Source organism: Ectothiorhodospira shaposhnikovii (assembly GCF_047222355.1).
Classification (GTDB): Bacteria; Pseudomonadota; Gammaproteobacteria; order Ectothiorhodospirales; family Ectothiorhodospiraceae; genus Ectothiorhodospira.
This window is the reverse complement of sequence record NZ_CP178333.1, coordinates 1,858,638-1,876,320: the sequence shown is the minus strand read 5'-3', so window position 1 is coordinate 1,876,320 and position 17,683 is coordinate 1,858,638. Positions and strand designations below refer to the sequence as shown.

The 17,683-nt window shown below is 65.4% G+C and carries 15 protein-coding genes; 11 read left to right on the top strand and 4 right to left on the bottom strand.

Annotated elements, in window-relative coordinates; genetic code table 11:
* Positions 1 to 16: 16 nt before the first annotated feature.
* The 4 genes from ACLF6L_RS08570 to ACLF6L_RS08555 all read right to left on the bottom strand — a co-directional run bounded on the left by ACLF6L_RS08570 (position 17) and on the right by ACLF6L_RS08555 (position 4,350).
* Positions 17 to 820 (bottom strand): enoyl-CoA hydratase/isomerase family protein, encoded by an 804-nt coding sequence (locus ACLF6L_RS08570; RefSeq protein WP_412851444.1) that lies wholly within the window; start codon positions 818 to 820, stop codon positions 17 to 19.
* A gap of 17 nt (positions 821 to 837) precedes the next feature.
* Positions 838 to 2,445: a carboxyl transferase domain-containing protein gene (locus ACLF6L_RS08565; protein WP_412851443.1), complete on the bottom strand. Its 1,608-nt coding sequence runs from the start codon at positions 2,443 to 2,445 to the stop codon at positions 838 to 840.
* Positions 2,446 to 2,498: 53 nt separating this feature from the next.
* On the bottom strand, positions 2,499 to 3,665 hold the full coding sequence (locus ACLF6L_RS08560; RefSeq protein ID WP_238618025.1) for an isovaleryl-CoA dehydrogenase: 1,167 nt from the start codon (positions 3,663 to 3,665) through the stop codon (positions 2,499 to 2,501).
* 178 nt (positions 3,666 to 3,843) lie between these two features.
* Positions 3,844 to 4,350, bottom strand: coding sequence for a MerR family transcriptional regulator (locus ACLF6L_RS08555; protein WP_238618024.1), 507 nt, complete (start codon positions 4,348 to 4,350; stop codon positions 3,844 to 3,846).
* Between the two features lie 273 nt (positions 4,351 to 4,623).
* On the opposite strand from ACLF6L_RS08555, the gene ACLF6L_RS08550 reads away from it, so the two are divergent.
* The 11 genes from ACLF6L_RS08550 (at position 4,624) to ACLF6L_RS08500 (ending at position 17,669) form a co-directional block, all read left to right on the top strand.
* Positions 4,624 to 6,318, top strand: coding sequence for an AMP-binding protein (locus ACLF6L_RS08550; RefSeq protein WP_412851442.1), 1,695 nt, complete (start codon positions 4,624 to 4,626; stop codon positions 6,316 to 6,318).
* A gap of 166 nt (positions 6,319 to 6,484) precedes the next feature.
* Positions 6,485 to 7,288 (top strand): ABC transporter ATP-binding protein, encoded by an 804-nt coding sequence (locus ACLF6L_RS08545; RefSeq protein ID WP_238618022.1) that lies wholly within the window; start codon positions 6,485 to 6,487, stop codon positions 7,286 to 7,288.
* 34 nt (positions 7,289 to 7,322) lie between these two features.
* On the top strand, positions 7,323 to 9,257 hold the full coding sequence (locus ACLF6L_RS08540) for an AMP-dependent synthetase/ligase (RefSeq protein ID WP_412851441.1): 1,935 nt from the start codon (positions 7,323 to 7,325) through the stop codon (positions 9,255 to 9,257).
* A 3-nt stretch (positions 9,258 to 9,260) separates the two neighbouring features.
* Positions 9,261 to 10,148: a branched-chain amino acid ABC transporter permease gene (locus tag ACLF6L_RS08535; RefSeq protein WP_238618020.1), complete on the top strand. Its 888-nt coding sequence runs from the start codon at positions 9,261 to 9,263 to the stop codon at positions 10,146 to 10,148.
* A 5-nt stretch (positions 10,149 to 10,153) separates the two neighbouring features.
* Positions 10,154 to 11,227, top strand: coding sequence for a branched-chain amino acid ABC transporter permease (locus ACLF6L_RS08530; RefSeq protein WP_412851440.1), 1,074 nt, complete (start codon positions 10,154 to 10,156; stop codon positions 11,225 to 11,227).
* Positions 11,228 to 11,273: 46 nt separating this feature from the next.
* Positions 11,274 to 12,521, top strand: coding sequence for an ABC transporter substrate-binding protein (locus ACLF6L_RS08525; protein ID WP_238618018.1), 1,248 nt, complete (start codon positions 11,274 to 11,276; stop codon positions 12,519 to 12,521).
* Between the two features lie 78 nt (positions 12,522 to 12,599).
* A complete protein-coding gene (locus ACLF6L_RS08520; protein WP_412851439.1) occupies positions 12,600 to 13,436 on the top strand; it encodes an ABC transporter ATP-binding protein in 837 nt (278 codons plus the stop codon).
* Positions 13,437 to 13,468: 32 nt separating this feature from the next.
* Positions 13,469 to 14,281 (top strand): universal stress protein, encoded by an 813-nt coding sequence (locus tag ACLF6L_RS08515; RefSeq protein WP_238618016.1) that lies wholly within the window; start codon positions 13,469 to 13,471, stop codon positions 14,279 to 14,281.
* Positions 14,282 to 14,293: 12 nt separating this feature from the next.
* Positions 14,294 to 15,046, top strand: coding sequence for an electron transfer flavoprotein subunit beta/FixA family protein (locus ACLF6L_RS08510; RefSeq protein ID WP_090202321.1), 753 nt, complete (start codon positions 14,294 to 14,296; stop codon positions 15,044 to 15,046).
* A 14-nt stretch (positions 15,047 to 15,060) separates the two neighbouring features.
* Positions 15,061 to 16,002 (top strand): electron transfer flavoprotein subunit alpha/FixB family protein, encoded by a 942-nt coding sequence (locus tag ACLF6L_RS08505; protein WP_238618015.1) that lies wholly within the window; start codon positions 15,061 to 15,063, stop codon positions 16,000 to 16,002.
* A gap of 29 nt (positions 16,003 to 16,031) precedes the next feature.
* Entirely contained in the window at positions 16,032 to 17,669 is a 1,638-nt protein-coding gene (locus ACLF6L_RS08500; protein ID WP_090202318.1) for an electron transfer flavoprotein-ubiquinone oxidoreductase, read from the top strand.
* Positions 17,670 to 17,683: the final 14 nt, after the last annotated feature.

Sequence of the window (17,683 nt, the reverse complement as noted above, 5' to 3'; positions counted from 1 at the left end):
CTGCGGTTGGGGGCCATCAGGCCGGGTCGGAGGGGCACCAGGCGGGCTGCCGTTTTTCCAGGAAGGCACCCAGGCCCTCCTGGGCTTCCCGACCGGCCCGGATGCGGGCGATGCGCCCGGCGGTCTCGGTCACCAGGGCGGCGTCGATGGGGCGATGGCTCACGTCCCGGACCAGGGCCTTGGCGGCGGCCATGGCCTCGGGGCCGTTGCGACGGATCTGGTTCAGGGTCTGGAGGATCTGTGCATCCAGGGCGGCCTCGTCCGCCAGCACCTGATGGATCAGGCCGATGCGCGCGGCCTCCCGGGCATCGATGCGCTCCGCGGTGGTGAAGTAGCGCCGGGCCTGGCGTGCCCCCATGGCCTCGATCACGTAGGGGGAAATGGTGGCCGGGATCAGGCCGAGGCGAACCTCCGAGAGGCAGAAATGGGCCTGCTCCGTGGCCAGGGCCAGATCGCAAGCGGCCACCAGGCCCACGCCGCCGCCCAGGGCGGCGCCATGGACCCGGGCGATGGTCGGCGGGTCCATGCGATAGAGGGTATCCATGAGATCCCCCAGGGCCTGGGCATCCGCCAGGTTTTCCGCCTCGGTGTAGTGGGCCATGCGCTTCATCCAGCCGATGTCGGCGCCGGCGGAAAAACTTTTGCCGGCGCCTGCCAGCACCACGGCGCGTACCGCCGGCGACGCCGATACCCGGCGCAGGGCCTCGGTGAGGTCCCGGATCAGGGCGTCGTCGAAGGCGTTGTGCCGCTCGGGACGGTTGAGGGTGATCCAGGCGATGTCGTCCCGGATCTCGCAGGTCAGGGCTGAGGTGTCGGGCATGAAAGGGCTCCTTGCGACTACATGCGGAACAGGCCGAAGCGGGTCTCGCGGATGGGGGCATTCAGGCTGGCGGAAATACCCAGCCCCAGCACCATGCGGGTATCCGCCGGATCAATGACGCCGTCATCCCAGAGCCGGGCGGTGGCGTAATAGGGGTGGCCCTGGCGTTCGTACTGCTCGCGGATGGGGGTCTTGAACCGTTCCTCTTCGTCGCGGGTCCAGGTTTCGCCGCGACGTTCCAGGGTATCCCGCTTCACCTGGGCCATCACGTTGGCCGCCTGTTCGCCGCCCATGACGGAGATGCGGGCATTGGGCCACATCCACAGGAAGCGGGGCGAATAGGCGCGGCCGCACATGCCGTAGTTGCCGGCGCCGAAACTGCCGCCGATCAGGACGGTGAACTTGGGTACCTGGGCGCAGGCGACGGCGGTGACCATCTTGGCGCCGTCCTTGGCGATGCCGCCGGACTCGTACTTGCGTCCCACCATGAAGCCGGTGATGTTCTGCAAAAATACCAGGGGAATGCCCCGCTGGCTGCACAGCTCGATGAAATGGGCGCCCTTGAGGGCCGATTCGGAAAACAGCACCCCGTTGTTGGCGATGATGCCCACGGGGTAACCGTGGATATGGGCAAAGCCGCAGACCAGGGTGGTGCCGTAGAGGGCCTTGAATTCGTCCAGCTCGGAGCCGTCGACGATGCGGGCGATCACCTCGCGCACGTCGTAAGGCTTGCGGCTGTCGGCGGGGATGATGCCGCCGATCTCGGCCGGATCGTACAGGGGGGGGCGGGTGGGACGAATGTCCAGGTCCACCCGCTTGCAGCGATTGAGGCGACCGACGCTGCGGCGCGCCAGCCCCAGGGCATGGGCGTCGTTGAGGGCGTAATGGTCCGTGACCCCGGAGACGCGGGAATGCACATCGGCCCCGCCCAGTTCCTCGGCGCTGACCACCTCCCCGGTGGCCGCCTTCACCAGCGGCGGCCCGGCCAGGAAGATGGTGCCCTGTTCCTTGACGATGATGCTTTCCTCGGCCATGGCGGGCACATAGGCGCCGCCGGCGGTACAGGAACCCATCACCACCGCGATCTGGGGGATGCCCTGGGAGGACATCACGGCCTGGTTGTAGAAGATGCGACCGAAGTGATCCCGGTCCGGAAAGACCTCGTCCTGGCTGGGCAGGTTGGCACCGCCGGAGTCCACCAGATAGATGCAGGGCAACCGGTTCTGCCGGGCGATCTCCTGGGCCCGCAGATGCTTCTTGAGGGTCATGGGGTAATAGGTGCCGCCCTTCACCGTGGCGTCATTGGCCACGATCATGCACTCCTGGCCGCAGACCCGGCCGATACCGGCGATGATGCCGGCGGACGGCACTTCATCGTCGTACATCCCCAGGGCCGCCAGTTGGGACAGTTCCAGGAACGGGGAGCCCGGGTCCAGCAGGACCTGGATGCGTTCCCGAGGCAGCAGCTTGCCCCGGGATAGATGCCGGTCCCGGGCCCGTTCGCTGCCCCCCTGGGTGATGCGGGCCACCCGGGATCGCAGATCTTCCACCAGAGCGCCCATGGCGGTCTGGTTGGCGGCAAACTCCCCGGATCGGGTGTCGATCTTGCTCTTGATGACGTTCATGATGGTCCCTGACTCCCCTGTGCTGGCGTCCCCGACGATGGGCTGAAGCAGGTTCAGCGGGTTTCCTTGAACAGTTCGCGGCCGATCAGCATGCGCCGGATCTCCGAGGTGCCGGCGCCGATCTCGTAGAGCTTGGCATCCCGCAGCAGGCGCCCGGTGGGGTATTCGTTGATATAGCCGTTGCCGCCCAGGCACTGGATCGCCTCAAGGGCCATCCAGGTGGCCTTTTCGGCGGCAAAGAGGATGGCGCCGGCGGCATCCTTGCGGGTGGTCTCGCCCCGGTCGCAGGCCCGGCCCACCGCATAGACATAGGCCCGGGAGGCATTGAGGCTGGTGTACATGTCCGCCAGCTTGGCCTGCATGAGCTGGAATTCGCCGATGGCCTGGCCGAACTGCTTGCGTTCGTGCACGTAGGGGATGACCACGTCCATGCAGGCGGCCATGATCCCCAGGGGGCCGGCGGCCAGCACCGCCCGTTCATAATCCAGGCCGGACATCAGTACCTTCACCCCTTCGCCTTCCTTGCCCAGGATGTGGTCCGCCGGGATCTCGCAGTCCTCGAAGATCAGTTCGCAGGTGTTGGAACCGCGCATGCCCAGCTTGTCCAGTTTCTGCGCGGTGGAAAAGCCCTTCATGCCCCGTTCCACGATGAAGGCGGTGATTCCCCGGGGGCCGGCATCGGGGTCGGTCTTGGCGTAGACCACCAGGGTGCTGGCCTCGGGGCCGTTGGTGATCCACATCTTGTTGCCGTTGAGGATATAGCGGTCGCCTTCCTTGCGTGCCCGCAGGCGCATGCCGACCACGTCGGAACCGGCGCCCGGCTCGGACATGGCCAGGGCGCCCACATGCTCGCCGGTCATCAGTTTGGGCAGGTACTTGCGCTTTTGCGCCTCGGTGCCGTTGAGCTTGATCTGGTTCACGCACAGGTTGGAATGGGCGCCGTAGGACAGGGCCACCGAGGCCGAGGCCCGGGAGATCTCCTCCATGGCCACCATGTGGGCCAGATACCCCATACCGGTGCCGCCGTATTCCTCGCCTACCGTGATGCCCAGCAGGCCCATTTCACCCAGCTTGGGCCACAGATCCTGGGGGAACTGGTTCTCCCGGTCGATATCCGCCGCCCGCGGGGCAATCTCGGCGGCGGCGAACTCGGCCACCGCATCCCGCAGCATGTTGATTTCCTCGCCCAGGGCAAAGTCCAGCGTGGGGAAATGGCTCATGGAAAGTCCCTCTGTGTTGGGTGGTTGTGATGGAGCTTAAATTCCGTTGACGTAAACGTCAATATTTGGGCGTAAGTATTTTACGGAAAGGTTAAATCTGGCCGGGATGAGGGCGGAAAAGGGGGGGGCGGCACCGGGCGCGGTGCCGTTGCCGGTGGGCCGGGAGGGCTTCCCGGCGTCAGTTCGCCACAGAGTCCTGCTGGGTGGCGGCCGTCGGATCGCGACGTGTCGGTCGGCGGGCGGCGGCATTCTGGTCTTTTGCCTTGCGCTGCTCCTGCTGTGCCAGCAACTGCTCGCAATGGGCATAGGACTGATCCAGTTCCCGCAGGGTCTCTTCCAGGTCTGCCCGCTGGCGGATCAGGTGCTGGCGCTTTTCTTCCAGCACCGAGAGGTAATAGCGCAGTTGCTGGGACTCGCCATGGGCTTCGTCATAGAGATTGAAGGTCTCGCGGATCTCGGCCAGGGTGAAGCCCAGGCGCTTGCCACGGAGGATGAGCTTGAGCCGGGCCCGGTCCCGGCGGCGGTAGAGGCGCTTGGAGCCGATGCGAACCGGGCTGAGCAGGCCTTCGTCCTCGTAGAAGCGGATGGCGCGGGTGGTGACGTCGAATTCCTTCGCCAGTTCACCGATGGTGTAGGTGGTGCCGTTGAGGTCGTGTTCCCGGATGGTCGGCTGGGGTTCGCTCATGATGTTTTCCCATGGGTTATGGAGGCTTCCTGGCTGTGGTGTCGCCGCGTGGGTCCTGATTTGGACCCGCTGGACTCGATCAGGTTTCCGTTTACGGAATATTCTACGCAATTGCCAACTTGCCTGCATGGGTTTTGTGCACTGCACATAGAAACCCCAGTGGAATCATGGAAAAAAATAGTTGACGTAGACGTAAACGGTAACTAGATTAGCCATAACTTCATAACCAGATCGACGTCAACCGAAACGTCGGCGCTCCGGAGGAAGGAGATCATGAGTCAGCCTGACCGCAGTTATGTGCAGGGCAAGGGGGGGGAGCCGCTCCAGGGTACCACCGTGGGGGAACGGTTGCGCCTGCTGGCGACCAGCCACCCCGAGGGCCCGGCCCTGGTGGACTGTGCCCACGGTGTCCGCCTGAGCTGGAAGGCGATGGATGTCGCGGTGGACCGGCTGGCCGCCGCCTTGCTGGGGCTGGGTCTGCAGCCGGGGGACCGGATCGCCATCTGGATGATGAACCGGAGTGAATGGACTCTGACCCAACTGGCCGCGGCGCGCCTGGGCATGATCTCGGTGAACATCAATCCCGGCGTGCGCAAGGCGGAGTTGCAGCGTTTCCTGAACCTGGTGCAGGCGAGGGCCCTGGTGACCCAGGATGCGTTCAAGACCAGTGACTACATCCGGATGCTCCAGGAACTGCTGCCGGAACTGGCCGAGGCCGAAAGCGGCATCCTGAACGCCGTCGCCGTTCCGTCACTGCGCCGCGTGATCCGGGTGGGGGAGGCGAGCACCCCCGGCATGCTCGATTTCACCAGGCTCATGGAGGGTGACGTCGATCCGGAGGCCCTGGCCGAAGTGGCGGCCCTGGCCGCCCGGGTGGAGATGGATGATCCCGTGAACATCCAGTTCAGCAACGCCATGGGCGGCGAGCCCGCCGGCACCACGCTGACCCACCACAACATCATCAATAACGGCTACATGGTTGGGCAGACCCTGCGCCTGGGGGCGGATGACCGGGTCTGCATCCCGGTCCCCCTGTTCCACTGCTTCGGCATGGTGATGGGCAACATGGCTTGCCTGGGACATGGAGCGACCATGGTTTATCCCGGCGAGGCCTTCGATCCGCTGGACACCCTCAAGGCCGTGGCCGGCGAGCGATGCACCGCCCTCTACGGGGTGCCCGCCATGTTCAAGGCCATACTCGACCATGAACGGTTCGCCGATTTTGATCTGGCTTCCCTGCGCACCGGGATCATGGCCGGGGCGCCCTGTCCACCGGACACCATGGATCAGGTGATGCGCCTGATGCACATGGATCAGGTCACCATCGGCTACGGCATGACCGAATCCTCTCCCATCTCCTTCATGAGCGACGTGAATGACCCGGTGGAACGGCGCCTCAACACCGTCGGCACCATTCGCCCCCACGTGGAGGCCAAGGTCATCGACAGCGAGGGCCGCATCGTCCCCAGAGGGGTCACCGGCGAGCTGTGCGTGCGGGGGTACAACGTCATGCGCGGGTACTGGGACGATCCGGAGCTGACCCGGCGGGTGGTGGATGCCGCCGGCTGGTTGCATACCGGCGACCTGGCCCGGATCGACGAGGAGGGTTATTGCCGCATCGTCGGCGGGGTCAAGGACATGATCATTCGCGGCGGCGAGAACATCTACCCCCGGGAGATCGAGGATTTCCTGCGCACCCATCCTGGGATCCGGGATGCGGTGGTGGTGGGCATTCCCGATGACCGACTGGGGGAGGTGGTCTGCGCCTGTGTGGAACTTGGGTCCGGGGTATCGCTCACGGAGGCGGAGGTCAAGGACTTCTGCAAGGGGCAGATCGCCCATTTCAAGATTCCCCTGCATGTGCGTCTCTATGAGGCATTTCCCCGCAGTACGGGGCGCGCGCTCAAGTTCATGCTGCGTGACGAGGCCCTGGCGGCGCTGGGCATCCCCGCGCCGCCGGCGACCTGAAGGCGGCCCGGCCCCGCCGCGAGCATGCAAGGGGCTGATCACGGAAACAGCGACCGGTACCGAGCCGCCCCGGCGGCCACGGGCCGGCTACGGCCCATCAACGCAACACACCGCCGGCAGCCTGGCCGCCGGCAGTCAAGATCACCAGGCATCGGGAGGGTAAGGCGTGACACAGACTCAGCATGACGCCGACCAGGACATCGTACTGGAATGCGACCAGGTGAATCGCTGGTTCGGCGGTCTTCAGGCACTCAAGGGCATCTCCCTGTCGGTACGCAAGGGAGAGATCTTCGGACTGGTCGGACCCAACGGCTCGGGCAAGACCACCCTGGTCAATGCCATCACCGGCTTCTATCCGCCCCAGCAGGGCCAGATCCGCTTTCTGGGTGAACCCATCAACGGACTCAAGCCCCATTGCATCGCCCAGAAGGGCATCGCCCGCACCTTTCAGAACGTGGCCCTGTTCCGGGGCCTGAGTGTGTTGGACAACATCCTGTTGGGCCGTCACATCTTCATGCGTCCCAGCATCATGGCCTCCCTGTTCTACTGGTGGTGGGCGCAGAAGGAGGAAGTGGCGCACCGGGTCAAGGTGGAGGAAATCATCGACCTGCTGCAACTGGAAAGCGTGCGGGACGAACCCGTGGATGTGATCCCCCTGGGGATGCAGAAGCGCGTGGAACTGGCCCGCGCCCTCTGTGCCGAGCCCCGTTTCCTGGTGCTGGACGAGCCCATGGCCGGCATGAACCAGGAAGAAAAGGAGTACATGGTGCGCTTCATCCTGGATGCCCGGGAGGCCATGGGTACCACCATGCTGCTGATCGAGCATCACATGGACGTGGTCACCGCCATCTGCAACCGGGCTGTGGTGCTCAACAACGGCGAGAAGATCGCCGAAGGCCCCACCCGCGAAGCCATCAATGATCCTGCCGTCGTCACGGCCTATATCGGGAAGGTCAAAGATGCTGCCTGAAAAGATACATCAGAATCTGGAGAGCTCCAGGGCCATGCACCCTGGCTGGCAGGATCAGGACCACCTGATCCGGCAGCTGGTGAACAATGCCCGCGACCATGGTGACCAGGTCGCCCTGCGGGAGCGGGACCGGGGTATCTGGCAGGAATATACCTGGCAGGATTACCTGGAACGGGTCATGGCCCTGGCCGCCGGTCTGGAGACACTGGGGATCGGTCCGGGGGACCGGGTCCTGGTGGTGGGGGACAACCGGCCGGCACTGTATTTCGGCATGCTGGCGGCGGTGACCCTGCGGGCTGTGCCGTCCCCGGCCTACCCGGACACCAATCCCCAGGAAATCCAGTCCCAGATGGAGGCGGAGTCCATCCGTTGTGCCCTGGTGGAGGACCAGGAGCAGGTGGACAAGCTGCTGGGCATCCGCGCCGCCGGCTACGGCCATCTGGATCACATCCTGTTCGATGACCCCCGGGGTCTCAAGGACAAGGAGCCCCGGGGTGCGCTGGCCCTGGAAGACCTGCTGGCTCGGGGGCGTGCCCGGCTGGAACGGGAGCCGAACCTGGCCCGGGACCTGCAGTCCCGGCCCTCGGTCCATGACACGGCGGTGCTGCTGCACTCCTCGGGTACCACCGGTGCCCCCAAGGGCATTCCCCTCAAGCATGGGCACATCCTCTCGGGGGTGCGCAATGCCTCCCAGGCCGGATATTTCCGCGAAGGCGAGGTGCACATGGCCTACCTGCCCATGGCCTGGGTGGGTGACTTCATCTTCACCATCGGCGCCGCCCTGGTACTGCGTTTCTGCGTCAATATCCCCGAGCGCCAGGAAACCGCCCTGCATGATCTGCGGGAAATCGCCCCTACCCTGTACTTCGGTTCGCCCCGGGCCTGGTCCAACATGCTCACCCGCATCCAGGTGGGGATCAGTGAATCCACCGGCCTCAAGCGTCGCCTCTATCACCATTTCATGCCCTTTGCGGTGGAACTGGAACGGCGTCGGCTGGAGGGCAGGGCGCCCACGGCGGTCGAGCGTGTCTGGCGCGCCGTGGGGGAGGTGCTGATCTTCGGCCCCCTCAAGGATCAGCTGGGACTGGCCCGGGTGGAGCGGCCCTATACCGCCGGCGAGGCCATGGGGGAGGACGTGTTCCTGTTCTTCCGCGCCCTGGGCCTCAACTTGCGCCAGTTCTACGGCCAGACCGAGAACTGTGCCCTGTGCGTGGCTCAGCCACCGGATTCCATCAGCCTGCACACCGCAGGTCGACCCTTCCCCGGGGTGGAACTGAAGATCAGCGACGATGGCGAGATCCTGGTGCGTTCCGACAACATCTTCGACGGTTACTTCAACAATCCCGAGGCCACCGCCGAGACCCTCCAGGACGGCTGGATGCATACCGGGGACGCGGGCTATCTGGAGGAGGACGGTCAGCTGGTGGTACTGGGCCGAGTGTCCGAGGTGGTATACACCCGGGGTGGCGAGCGGTTCATCCCCACCTACGTGGAGAACCGGCTCAAGTTCAGTCACTACATCAAGGATGCCTGCATCCTGGGCAAGGATCGGGACTATCTGGCCGCCCTGATCGTTATCGACATCGACGCGGTGGGGCACTGGGCGGAGGAAAACGGGGTGGCCTACACCTCCTTCGCCGACCTGTCCCAGAAGCCCCAGGTCTACGAACTGGTGCGCAAGGAGGTGGCCCATGTGAACGGAGTGCTGCCCGAGGCCCTGGCAATCCAGCGCTTTGTCAATCTGCACAAGGAGTTCGACCCGGACGACGGCGAGGTGACCCGGACCCGCAAGCTGCGGCGCAAGGTCATCGACGCCCACTACGCCCCCATCATCGAATCCCTCTACGACGGCCGCGGCGCCATCGAGTTCGAGGCAAGAATCAGTTACGAAACCGGCGAGTCCGGCACCCTCAAGCGCCACCTGGCGGTGGCGGACGTGACCGGTGCCCGGCTGGCGGAGGAGGTGTGACCCATGGATTTCCAGTTCCTGATCGAATTGACCATCAACGGGGCGCTGACCGGGCTCATGTACAGCCTGGTGGCCCTTGGCATCGTGCTCATCTACAAGTCCTCGGGGGTGCCCAATCTGGCCCAGGGGGCCATGGTGATGATCGCCGCCTATCTGGTGTGGATCTTTGCCGGCCTGCTGGGCACGCCCATCCTGGTGGCCCTCTTCATGGCCCTGGTGGGCATGTTCCTGTTCGGCATGCTCACCGAGCGCTTCCTGCTGCGCAAGATGGTGGGGCAGCCCATCATCATGGTGGTCATGCTCACTCTGGGCCTGGAGAGCCTGTTGCGCGGCATCGGCCCCGGCCTGCTGGGGGCGGCGCCCAAGAGTCTGGACCTGGGACTGGACATGATGCCCATCATCATCGGTGACGTGTTCATCAACCGGGAATATCTGGTGGGCGGCCTTATCGGCGCGGCCATGGTGGGCCTGTCCCTGCTGTTCTTCCGCACCCGCCTGGGCACCAAGTTGCGGGCGGTGTCCGACAACCACATCTCCAGCTGGTCCGTGGGCATCTCCGTGGAGCGGGCGGTGGCCATCTCCTGGGGGCTGGCGGGGATCTCCGCGGTGGCCGCCGGGGCCATGTGGGGCTCGGTACAGGGGGTGGACTGGACTCTGACGGCCCTGCTGTTCCCGGCCGTGGCCGTGGTCATCCTGGGCGGTCTGGACAGCATCTACGGCGTTCTCATCGCCGGTCTCATCGTCGGCATCCTGGGCAGCGTGATCCCCGGTTACGTGGACCCGCTGGTGGGTGGCGGCACCCGCGACGTGGTCACTTCCCTGATCATCCTGCTCACCATCATGTTCCGTCCCCACGGCATCTTCGGCCGTGAAGACATCGAGAGGGTCTAAGCGCCATGTTCTATCGACTGTCCGGCATTCACCATACCCGTTACGAGTCGGCGCGTGCCCTCTGGCCCGTGACCGCCGACCGGCGGATCGTCCAGGGATTGTTGCTGCTGGCAGTGGCGGCCCCTTTCCTGCTCTCCGACCTGTATCTGACCAGCTACATGCTGCCCTGGCTGATCTGGACCGCGGCGGCCCTGTCCCTGACCCTGCTGATGGGCGTCGCCGGCCAGCTTCACTTCGGCTTTGCCGCGGTGATGGCCATCGGGGCCTATACCAGCATCCATCTGACCCGGGCCGGGGTGCCCTTCGAACTGGCCCTGCTGGGTGCCGGCCTGATGGCGGCCCTCATCGGTTGCCTGTTCGGGGCGGCGGCCCTGCGGGTGAAGGGGCTCTACCTGGTGATGGCCACCCTGGCCATGCAGTACCTGGTGGAGTGGACCATCATCAACGTGCCGGCCATCTCCGGCGGTGCCCAGGCCACCCTGAGCACCCCGGACGTGACCTTCCTGTTCATCCCGCTCCAGAGTGACGGTGCCCTCTACTACACGGCCTTGCTGTGGACGGTGGTGGTGACGCTGTTGATCATGAACATCAAGCGCAGCAGCTTCGGGCGTGCCCTGGTGGCGGTGCGGGACAAGGATTTTGCCGCCTCGGTGATCGGCGTCAACCCGCTCAAGTACAAGTTGCTGGCCTTCTTTGCCAGTTCCTTCCTGGGCGGTGTGACCGGCGCGGTGCTGGCGTTCTGCTACTACCAGGCGGTGACCCCGGAACAGTTCGGGTTCAACGTCTCCATCCAGCTGGTGGCCATGGTGCTGGTAGGGGGCCTTGGCAGCGTCATCGGTGCCTATCTGGGGGCCGGATTTGTCCTGCTGCTGCCCATCGTGCTCACCAACCTGCTGGCCTTCGTGGCCAAGTTCGACCTGATTCCCATCTCCTTCAATCTGCTGTCGCACATTCCATTGATGGTCTACGGGGCACTGATCATCGGTGTGATTCTGTTCGAGCCCCTGGGACTGGCCAAGATCTACGACAACATCCGCAAGTACTTCCTGGTCTGGCCGTTCCGTCATACCCAGAGCTGATACCAACCAGGCCCCCGGGCCAGATGATGATAATGAGGAGTATGCCATGAAGACATTGCTCAAAGGGCTGGCCGGGGTGGCCGGCGCCATGGCACTGGCGGTGGGAGGGACCGCCAGTGCCGACAAGGAACCGATCAAGTTCGCCCTGTTGCAGGACTTCACCGCCGTCTACACCTTCGTCTCCAGCGAGTACAACCAAGGCCAGCAGGACTACCTGCGCCTGATCAACGAAACCGGCGGCGTCGAGGGTCATCCCATCGAGACCATCATCCGCGACACCGCCAACGAACCCCAGCGGGGTCTGGAGGCCTACAACCGGGCCCGGCGCGAGGGCGCCGTGCTGGTGGACTTCTTCAGCACGCCGGTATCCCGGGCGGCGGTGAACCGGGTACTGCGGGATGAAGTGGTGATGATCACCGCCCTGCACGGGCGCGGCGATGCCTCCCACGGCGAGACCTTCCCCTTCGTCTTTCCCATGATGGCCACCTACTGGTCCCAGGCCACGCTGCTGGCGGACTACATCGACCGTCATCAGGGCGGTCTGGCCAACAAGCGCATCGCCCTGGTGCATATCGACTCGCCCTTTGGTCGCGAACCGTTGCCGGTGCTGCAGGAGCTGGCCCAGCAAAAGGGTTTCCAGCTGCGCAGCTTCGGTTATCCCAGCCCGGGCACTGAACAGTCCGCCACCTGGTCCGATGTGCGTCGCTACCGGCCCGACCATGTGATCATCTGGGGTGCCGGCGGCGGTCAGCAGGTGTCCGTGCGCGAGGCCATTCGTAACGGCATCCGTCCTCAGAACATCCTTTCCGTGGTGTGGCTGTCGGAAACCGATGCCCGCAATGTGGGCGGCAACCACATGAACGGCGTCAAGCGCTTCGAGGCGGTGGCTTCCGGCCGGGAGCCGGCGGTGATCCAGGACATTCTCACTCACGTGGTTGAACCGGGTCTGGGTGCCGGTCCCGCCGCCAATGTGGGATCGAGCTACTACAACATCGGCGTGGCCACCATGGCGGTGGCGGTGGAGGCCGCCCGCCTCGCCATCCGTGAATTCGGCGCGCCCCTGACCGGAGACACCCTGCGTCGCGGCTTTGAAATGATTGAGGGCTTCGATGCCCGTGGCCTGATGCCGCCGGTGACCCTCACCGCCACCGACCACCAGGGCGGCGGTTATGGCCGTGTCTCCCAGTGGAACGGCCAGACCTGGGAACCCCTGACCGACTGGAGCAACGCCTTCCAGGAGATCGTCTGGCACGAGATCGAGAAGGATGCCCAGGGTTTCAGGGACGGCCGCTAGCCCGTGGTCGGCCACCCCGGTGCCGCCGGGGTGGCACTCTCCGGAACCCTCCACCACAGACAGGAAAACGGTGTTCCCATGCTGACATCATCGAATACCGCCGTGCCCCTGCGGGATACGGCCCAGCCCCTGCTTGAACTGAGCAACGTGGAAGTGGTGTATGACCGGGTGTTCCTTGCCATCAAGGGTGTGTCGCTGAGGATCGAGCAGGGGCAGATGATCGCCCTGCTGGGCAGCAACGGCGCCGGCAAGAGCACCACCCTCAAGTCCATCAGCGGTCTGCTGGCACCGGAACGGGGTCTGGTCACCCGCGGCAATCTCTGGTTCAAGGGACAGGACATGCTGCCGCTGACACCGCCCAAAAGGGTGGCCGCCGGTCTTGTCCACGTGCTGGAGGGACGGCGCATCTTCGAGCATCTGACCCCGGAGGACAACCTGCTGGCCGCCTTCCCCCTGCGGGGCAGCCGACAGCGCTATCAGGAACTGCGGGAACAGGTGTTCACCTATTTCCCCCGCCTCAAGGAGCGGGCCCGCACCAAGTCCGGTTACCTCTCCGGCGGTGAACAGCAGATGCTGGCCATCGGCCGGGCCCTGATGACCGAGCCGGACCTGATCATGCTGGATGAACCCAGCCTGGGCCTTTCCCCGCTGCTGGTGCAGGAGATCTTCGAGATCATCCGCAAGATCAACGAGGAACAGGGCATGAGCGTGCTGCTGGTGGAACAGAACGCCACCGCCGCCCTGGCCGTGGTGGACTATGCCTACCTGCTGGAAAACGGTCATGTGGTCATGAGCGGCGAGGCCGCCGTGCTGCGGGAGAATCCGGATGTCCAGGAGTTCTATCTGGGCGGCGCGGGCAAGGTGGATTACCTCAACGTGAAACATTATCGACGCCGCAAGCGCTGGCTTGCCTGAGTCGCGCAACGTCCTCAACAAGGAGTCATGTCATGTCTGCTGCCGTCACCATTCCGCTGGATTCAAGCGTCCGCTCCCAGGCGGCCCTGCGACCGGGGCTGTCACTGGCGGGTCAGCTGGGCCTGCGGGTCCGTCTGGCCTCCGTGGTGTCCCGGGATCAGGATGCCGGCGAACGCAAGGCGCTGTTGCAGAGCATCCTGGCGGCCCGGGGACTCAATGATGCCCTGGTGGAAGTGATCACCCATGCCTCGGTCACCGACGGGGTGATGGAACTCATCAATCAGGACCCGGACTCGCCGGTGGTCATGTCCACCCATGCCCGCGGCCTGGTGGGGGAGGCCGTGGCCGGCAGTGTGGCCAGTCACATGGTACGGAATACGCACCGGCCCCTGCTGTTCACCGGGCCGGAGTTTGCCGAGGAGTGGACCGGCCCGATCCGCACCGTGCTGGTCTGTCTGGATGGTTCGCCGCTGTCCGAGGCCATGTTGCCGGAGGCCGTGTCCTTTGCTCGGGCCATTGGTGCCGATATTCGCCTGATCCAGGTGCTCAAGCCCTCCTTCGGCGTGGGCGGTGGCGCCGACTCCGGGGAATGGGTCTATCTGCGCCGGGTGGCGGACCACATGCCCGAGTTGCACGGCATGTCCGTCAACTGGGATGTGCTTCATGGCAAGGACGTGGCCCAGGCCGTGGTGGAGTATTCCGCCCTCATCAAGGGGGCCGTGATTGCCATGACCACCCATGGTCGTGCCGGTCTGCAGCGGGCGCTCATGGGGAGCTTCGCCCGCGAGGTGGTCCGCGCCGCCCGCTCGCCGGTGCTGGTGATGCGTCCCGAAGACAAATCCTGAAGGAGAATGCCCATGAAGGTACTGGTACCGGTGAAACGGGTCGTGGATTACAACGTACGGGTGCGCGCCCGCTCGGATGGTTCCGGCGTGGACCTGGCCAATCTGAAGATGTCCATGAACCCCTTTGACGAGATCGCCATGGAAGCGGCCGTGCGCCTGAAGGAGGCGGGGCAGGTGAGCGAGGTGGTGGCGGTGAGTATCGGCACCGATGCCTGCCAGGATGTGCTGCGCACCGCCCTGGCCTTCGGCGCCGACCGGGCGGTTCTGGTACAGACTCCGGAAGCCGCTCTGGAGCCGGTGGTGATCAGTCGCATCCTCAAGGCCATCGTGGATGAAGAAGCGCCACGGCTGGTGCTCATGGGCAAGCAGGCCATCGATGACGACTGCAACCAGACCGCCCAGATGCTGGCGGCCCGTCTGGGCTGGGGGCAGGGCACCTTTGCCTGTCGGCTGGCGTTGGCGGACGGCGAGGCCCGGGTCAGCCGGGAGGTGGACGGCGGGACCCGCACCGTGGCCCTACCGTTGCCGGCGGTAGTCAGCACCGACCTGCGGCTTAACGAACCCCGCTACCTGAAACTGCCCAACATCATGAAGGCCAAGAAAAAACCACTGGACATCAAGCCGCTTGAAAGCCTGGGCGTGAATACGTCCACCGGCATCCGCTGCCTGGGCGTGTCGGAACCGCCGGCACGCAAGCCCGGGGTGCGGGTGGAGAGCGTGGAAGACCTGCTCCATCGGCTCAAGCATGATGCCCAGGTGATTTGAACAGGAGAACAACCATGACAGTCCTGGTAGTGGCGGAACACGATCATAAAATCCTTTCCGATGCCGGTCGCCGGGCGGTGGCGGCGGCGACGGCCCTGGGGGGCGACGTCCGGGTTCTGGTGGCCGGTCATCATTGCGGTGCCGTGGCCGAGGCCGCGGCGCGGTTGCGAGGTGTGACGCAGGTGCTGCTGTGTGATGACCCGCTGTACGCACATCAGCTGGCGGAGCCCCTGGCGGTACTGATCGCCGCCCTGGCCGCCGACCATCAGGCGGTGGTGGCCGCCGCCACCAGTCATGGCAAGGATGTCATGCCCCGGGTGGCGGGCCTGCTGGACGTGGGCCAGGTATCGGACATCACCGCGATTGAGAGCCCCACCGTCTTCCAGCGTCCCATCTATGCGGGCAATGTCATGGCCCGGGTCTGTTGCGAGGAGCCCATCCGGGTGCTGACCATCCGCACCACGGCCTTTGCCCCGGCCCCCGAGGATGGGCAGGCGGAGATCACGGCCATCGCCGCCGGCCCCGATCCGGGCCTGTCCCGGTTCGTGGAGGATGCCATGACCCGCAGCGAACGGCCCGAACTGGGCGCCGCCCGGGTGGTGATCTCCGGTGGGCGGGGCGTCGGCAGTGCGGAGGGCTTTGAGTTGCTGGAGGCCGTGGCCGATGAACTGGGTGCCGCCATCGGTGCCTCCCGGGCGGCGGTGGACGCGGGATTTGTGCCCAACGACTACCAGGTGGGCCAGACCGGCAAGATCGTCGCCCCGGAGCTGTACATCGCCGTGGGCATCTCCGGCGCCATCCAGCACTGGGCCGGAATGAAGGACAGCAAGGTGGTGGTGGCCATCAACAAGGATGAGGAGTGCCCCATGGTGCAGACCGCCGACTACGCCCTGGTGGGGGATCTGTTCGAGATCCTGCCGTCGTTGCGGGACGGACTCAGACAGATGAAGGCCTGACCCGACACCCTGATACGGAGACACCCGCCATGTCGGAACGTGAAAGCATGGAATTTGATGTGGTCATCGTCGGCGCCGGCCCGGCCGGCCTGGCGGCGGCGATTCGTCTGCGGCAGCTGGCCGAGGCCGCCGGCCGGGAACTGTCGGTCTGCGTCCTGGAGAAGGGCTCCGAGGTGGGTGCCCATATCCTTTCCGGGGCCGTGTTCGACCCCCGGGCCCTGAACGAACTCATTCCCGACTGGCAGGCCCGGGGGGCACCCCTGCATACGCCGGCCACCGAAGATGCCTTCCTGTGGCTGGGGCGGCAGCGGGCGTTCACACTGCCCCTGCCGCCCCAGATGCACAACCAGGGCAATTACATCATCAGTCTGGGCAATCTCTGCCGCTGGCTGGCCCGGCAGGCCGAGGATCTGGGGGTGGAGGTCCTGCCCGGATTCCCGGCGGCGGAGATCCTGTTCGATGACCAGGGTGCGGTGATGGGCGTGGCCACCGCCGACATGGGTCGTCTGGCCGATGGCAGCGAAGGCCCCCAGTTTGAGCCGGGGGTGGAACTCCACGCCCGCCAGACCCTGTTCACCGAGGGCTGTCACGGTTCACTGACCAAGCAGTTGATGGCCCGTTTTGCGCTACGGGACGGCGTCGACCCCCAGACCTACGGCCTGGGGGTCAAGGAACTCTGGGAAGTGGACCCGGCAAGGCACCGTCCCGGCACCGTCCGTCATACCATCGGCTGGCCACTGGATCGAGGCACCTATGGCGGCGGATTCCTCTATCACCTGGAAGACCATCAGGTGGCGGTGGGTTTCATCGTCGGACTGGATTATCGCAACCCCTATCTGAGCCCCTTCGAGGAAATGCAGCGGTTCAAGACCCATCCGGCCATCCGCGAGGTGCTGGAGGGCGGGCGCCGCATTGCCTACGGGGCCAGGGCCTTGGTGGAGGGCGGTTGGCAGAGCATTCCCCGTCTCGGTTTCCCGGGCGGCCTGCTGGCCGGAGACGCCGCCGGTTTTCTGGATGTGCCCCGCATCAAGGGCAGCCACAACGCCATGAAGAGCGGCATGACGGCGGCCGAGGCGGTATTCGATCTGCTGGCCGATGGGGCCGGGCAGCGGGGCGAGGCCACCGATTACCGGCAGCGTCTGGATCAGACCTGGGTGATGCGGGAACTGCATGCGGCCCGCAACATCCGTCCCGGTTTCCGCTGGGGCCTGTGGGGCGGTCTGGCCCATGCCGCCCTGGAAACCTATGTGTTCAAGGGCCGGGCGCCCTGGACCCTGCACCATCATCCGGACCATGCCGCCCTGCGGCCGGCGGCATCCTCGACCCCCATCGACTATCCCAAGCCCGACGGCACGCTCACCTTCGACCGGCTTTCTTCGGTGTTTCTGTCCAACACCCATCACGAGGAAGGCCAGCCGGTCCACCTGCGACTGCGGGACCCGGCGCTGCCCCTGTCACTGAATCATGCCCGCTTTGCCGGTCCCGAGACCCGCTACTGTCCGGCGGGCGTCTATGAATATGTGGAGGAGAACGGTGCCGGGCCGCGACTGCGGATCAATGCCCAGAACTGCGTGCACTGCAAGACCTGCGACATCAAGGACCCGGGTCAGAACATCGACTGGGTGGTGCCCCAGGGGGGGGATGGCCCCAACTACCCCGCCATGTAGGGCCATCCCGGGGC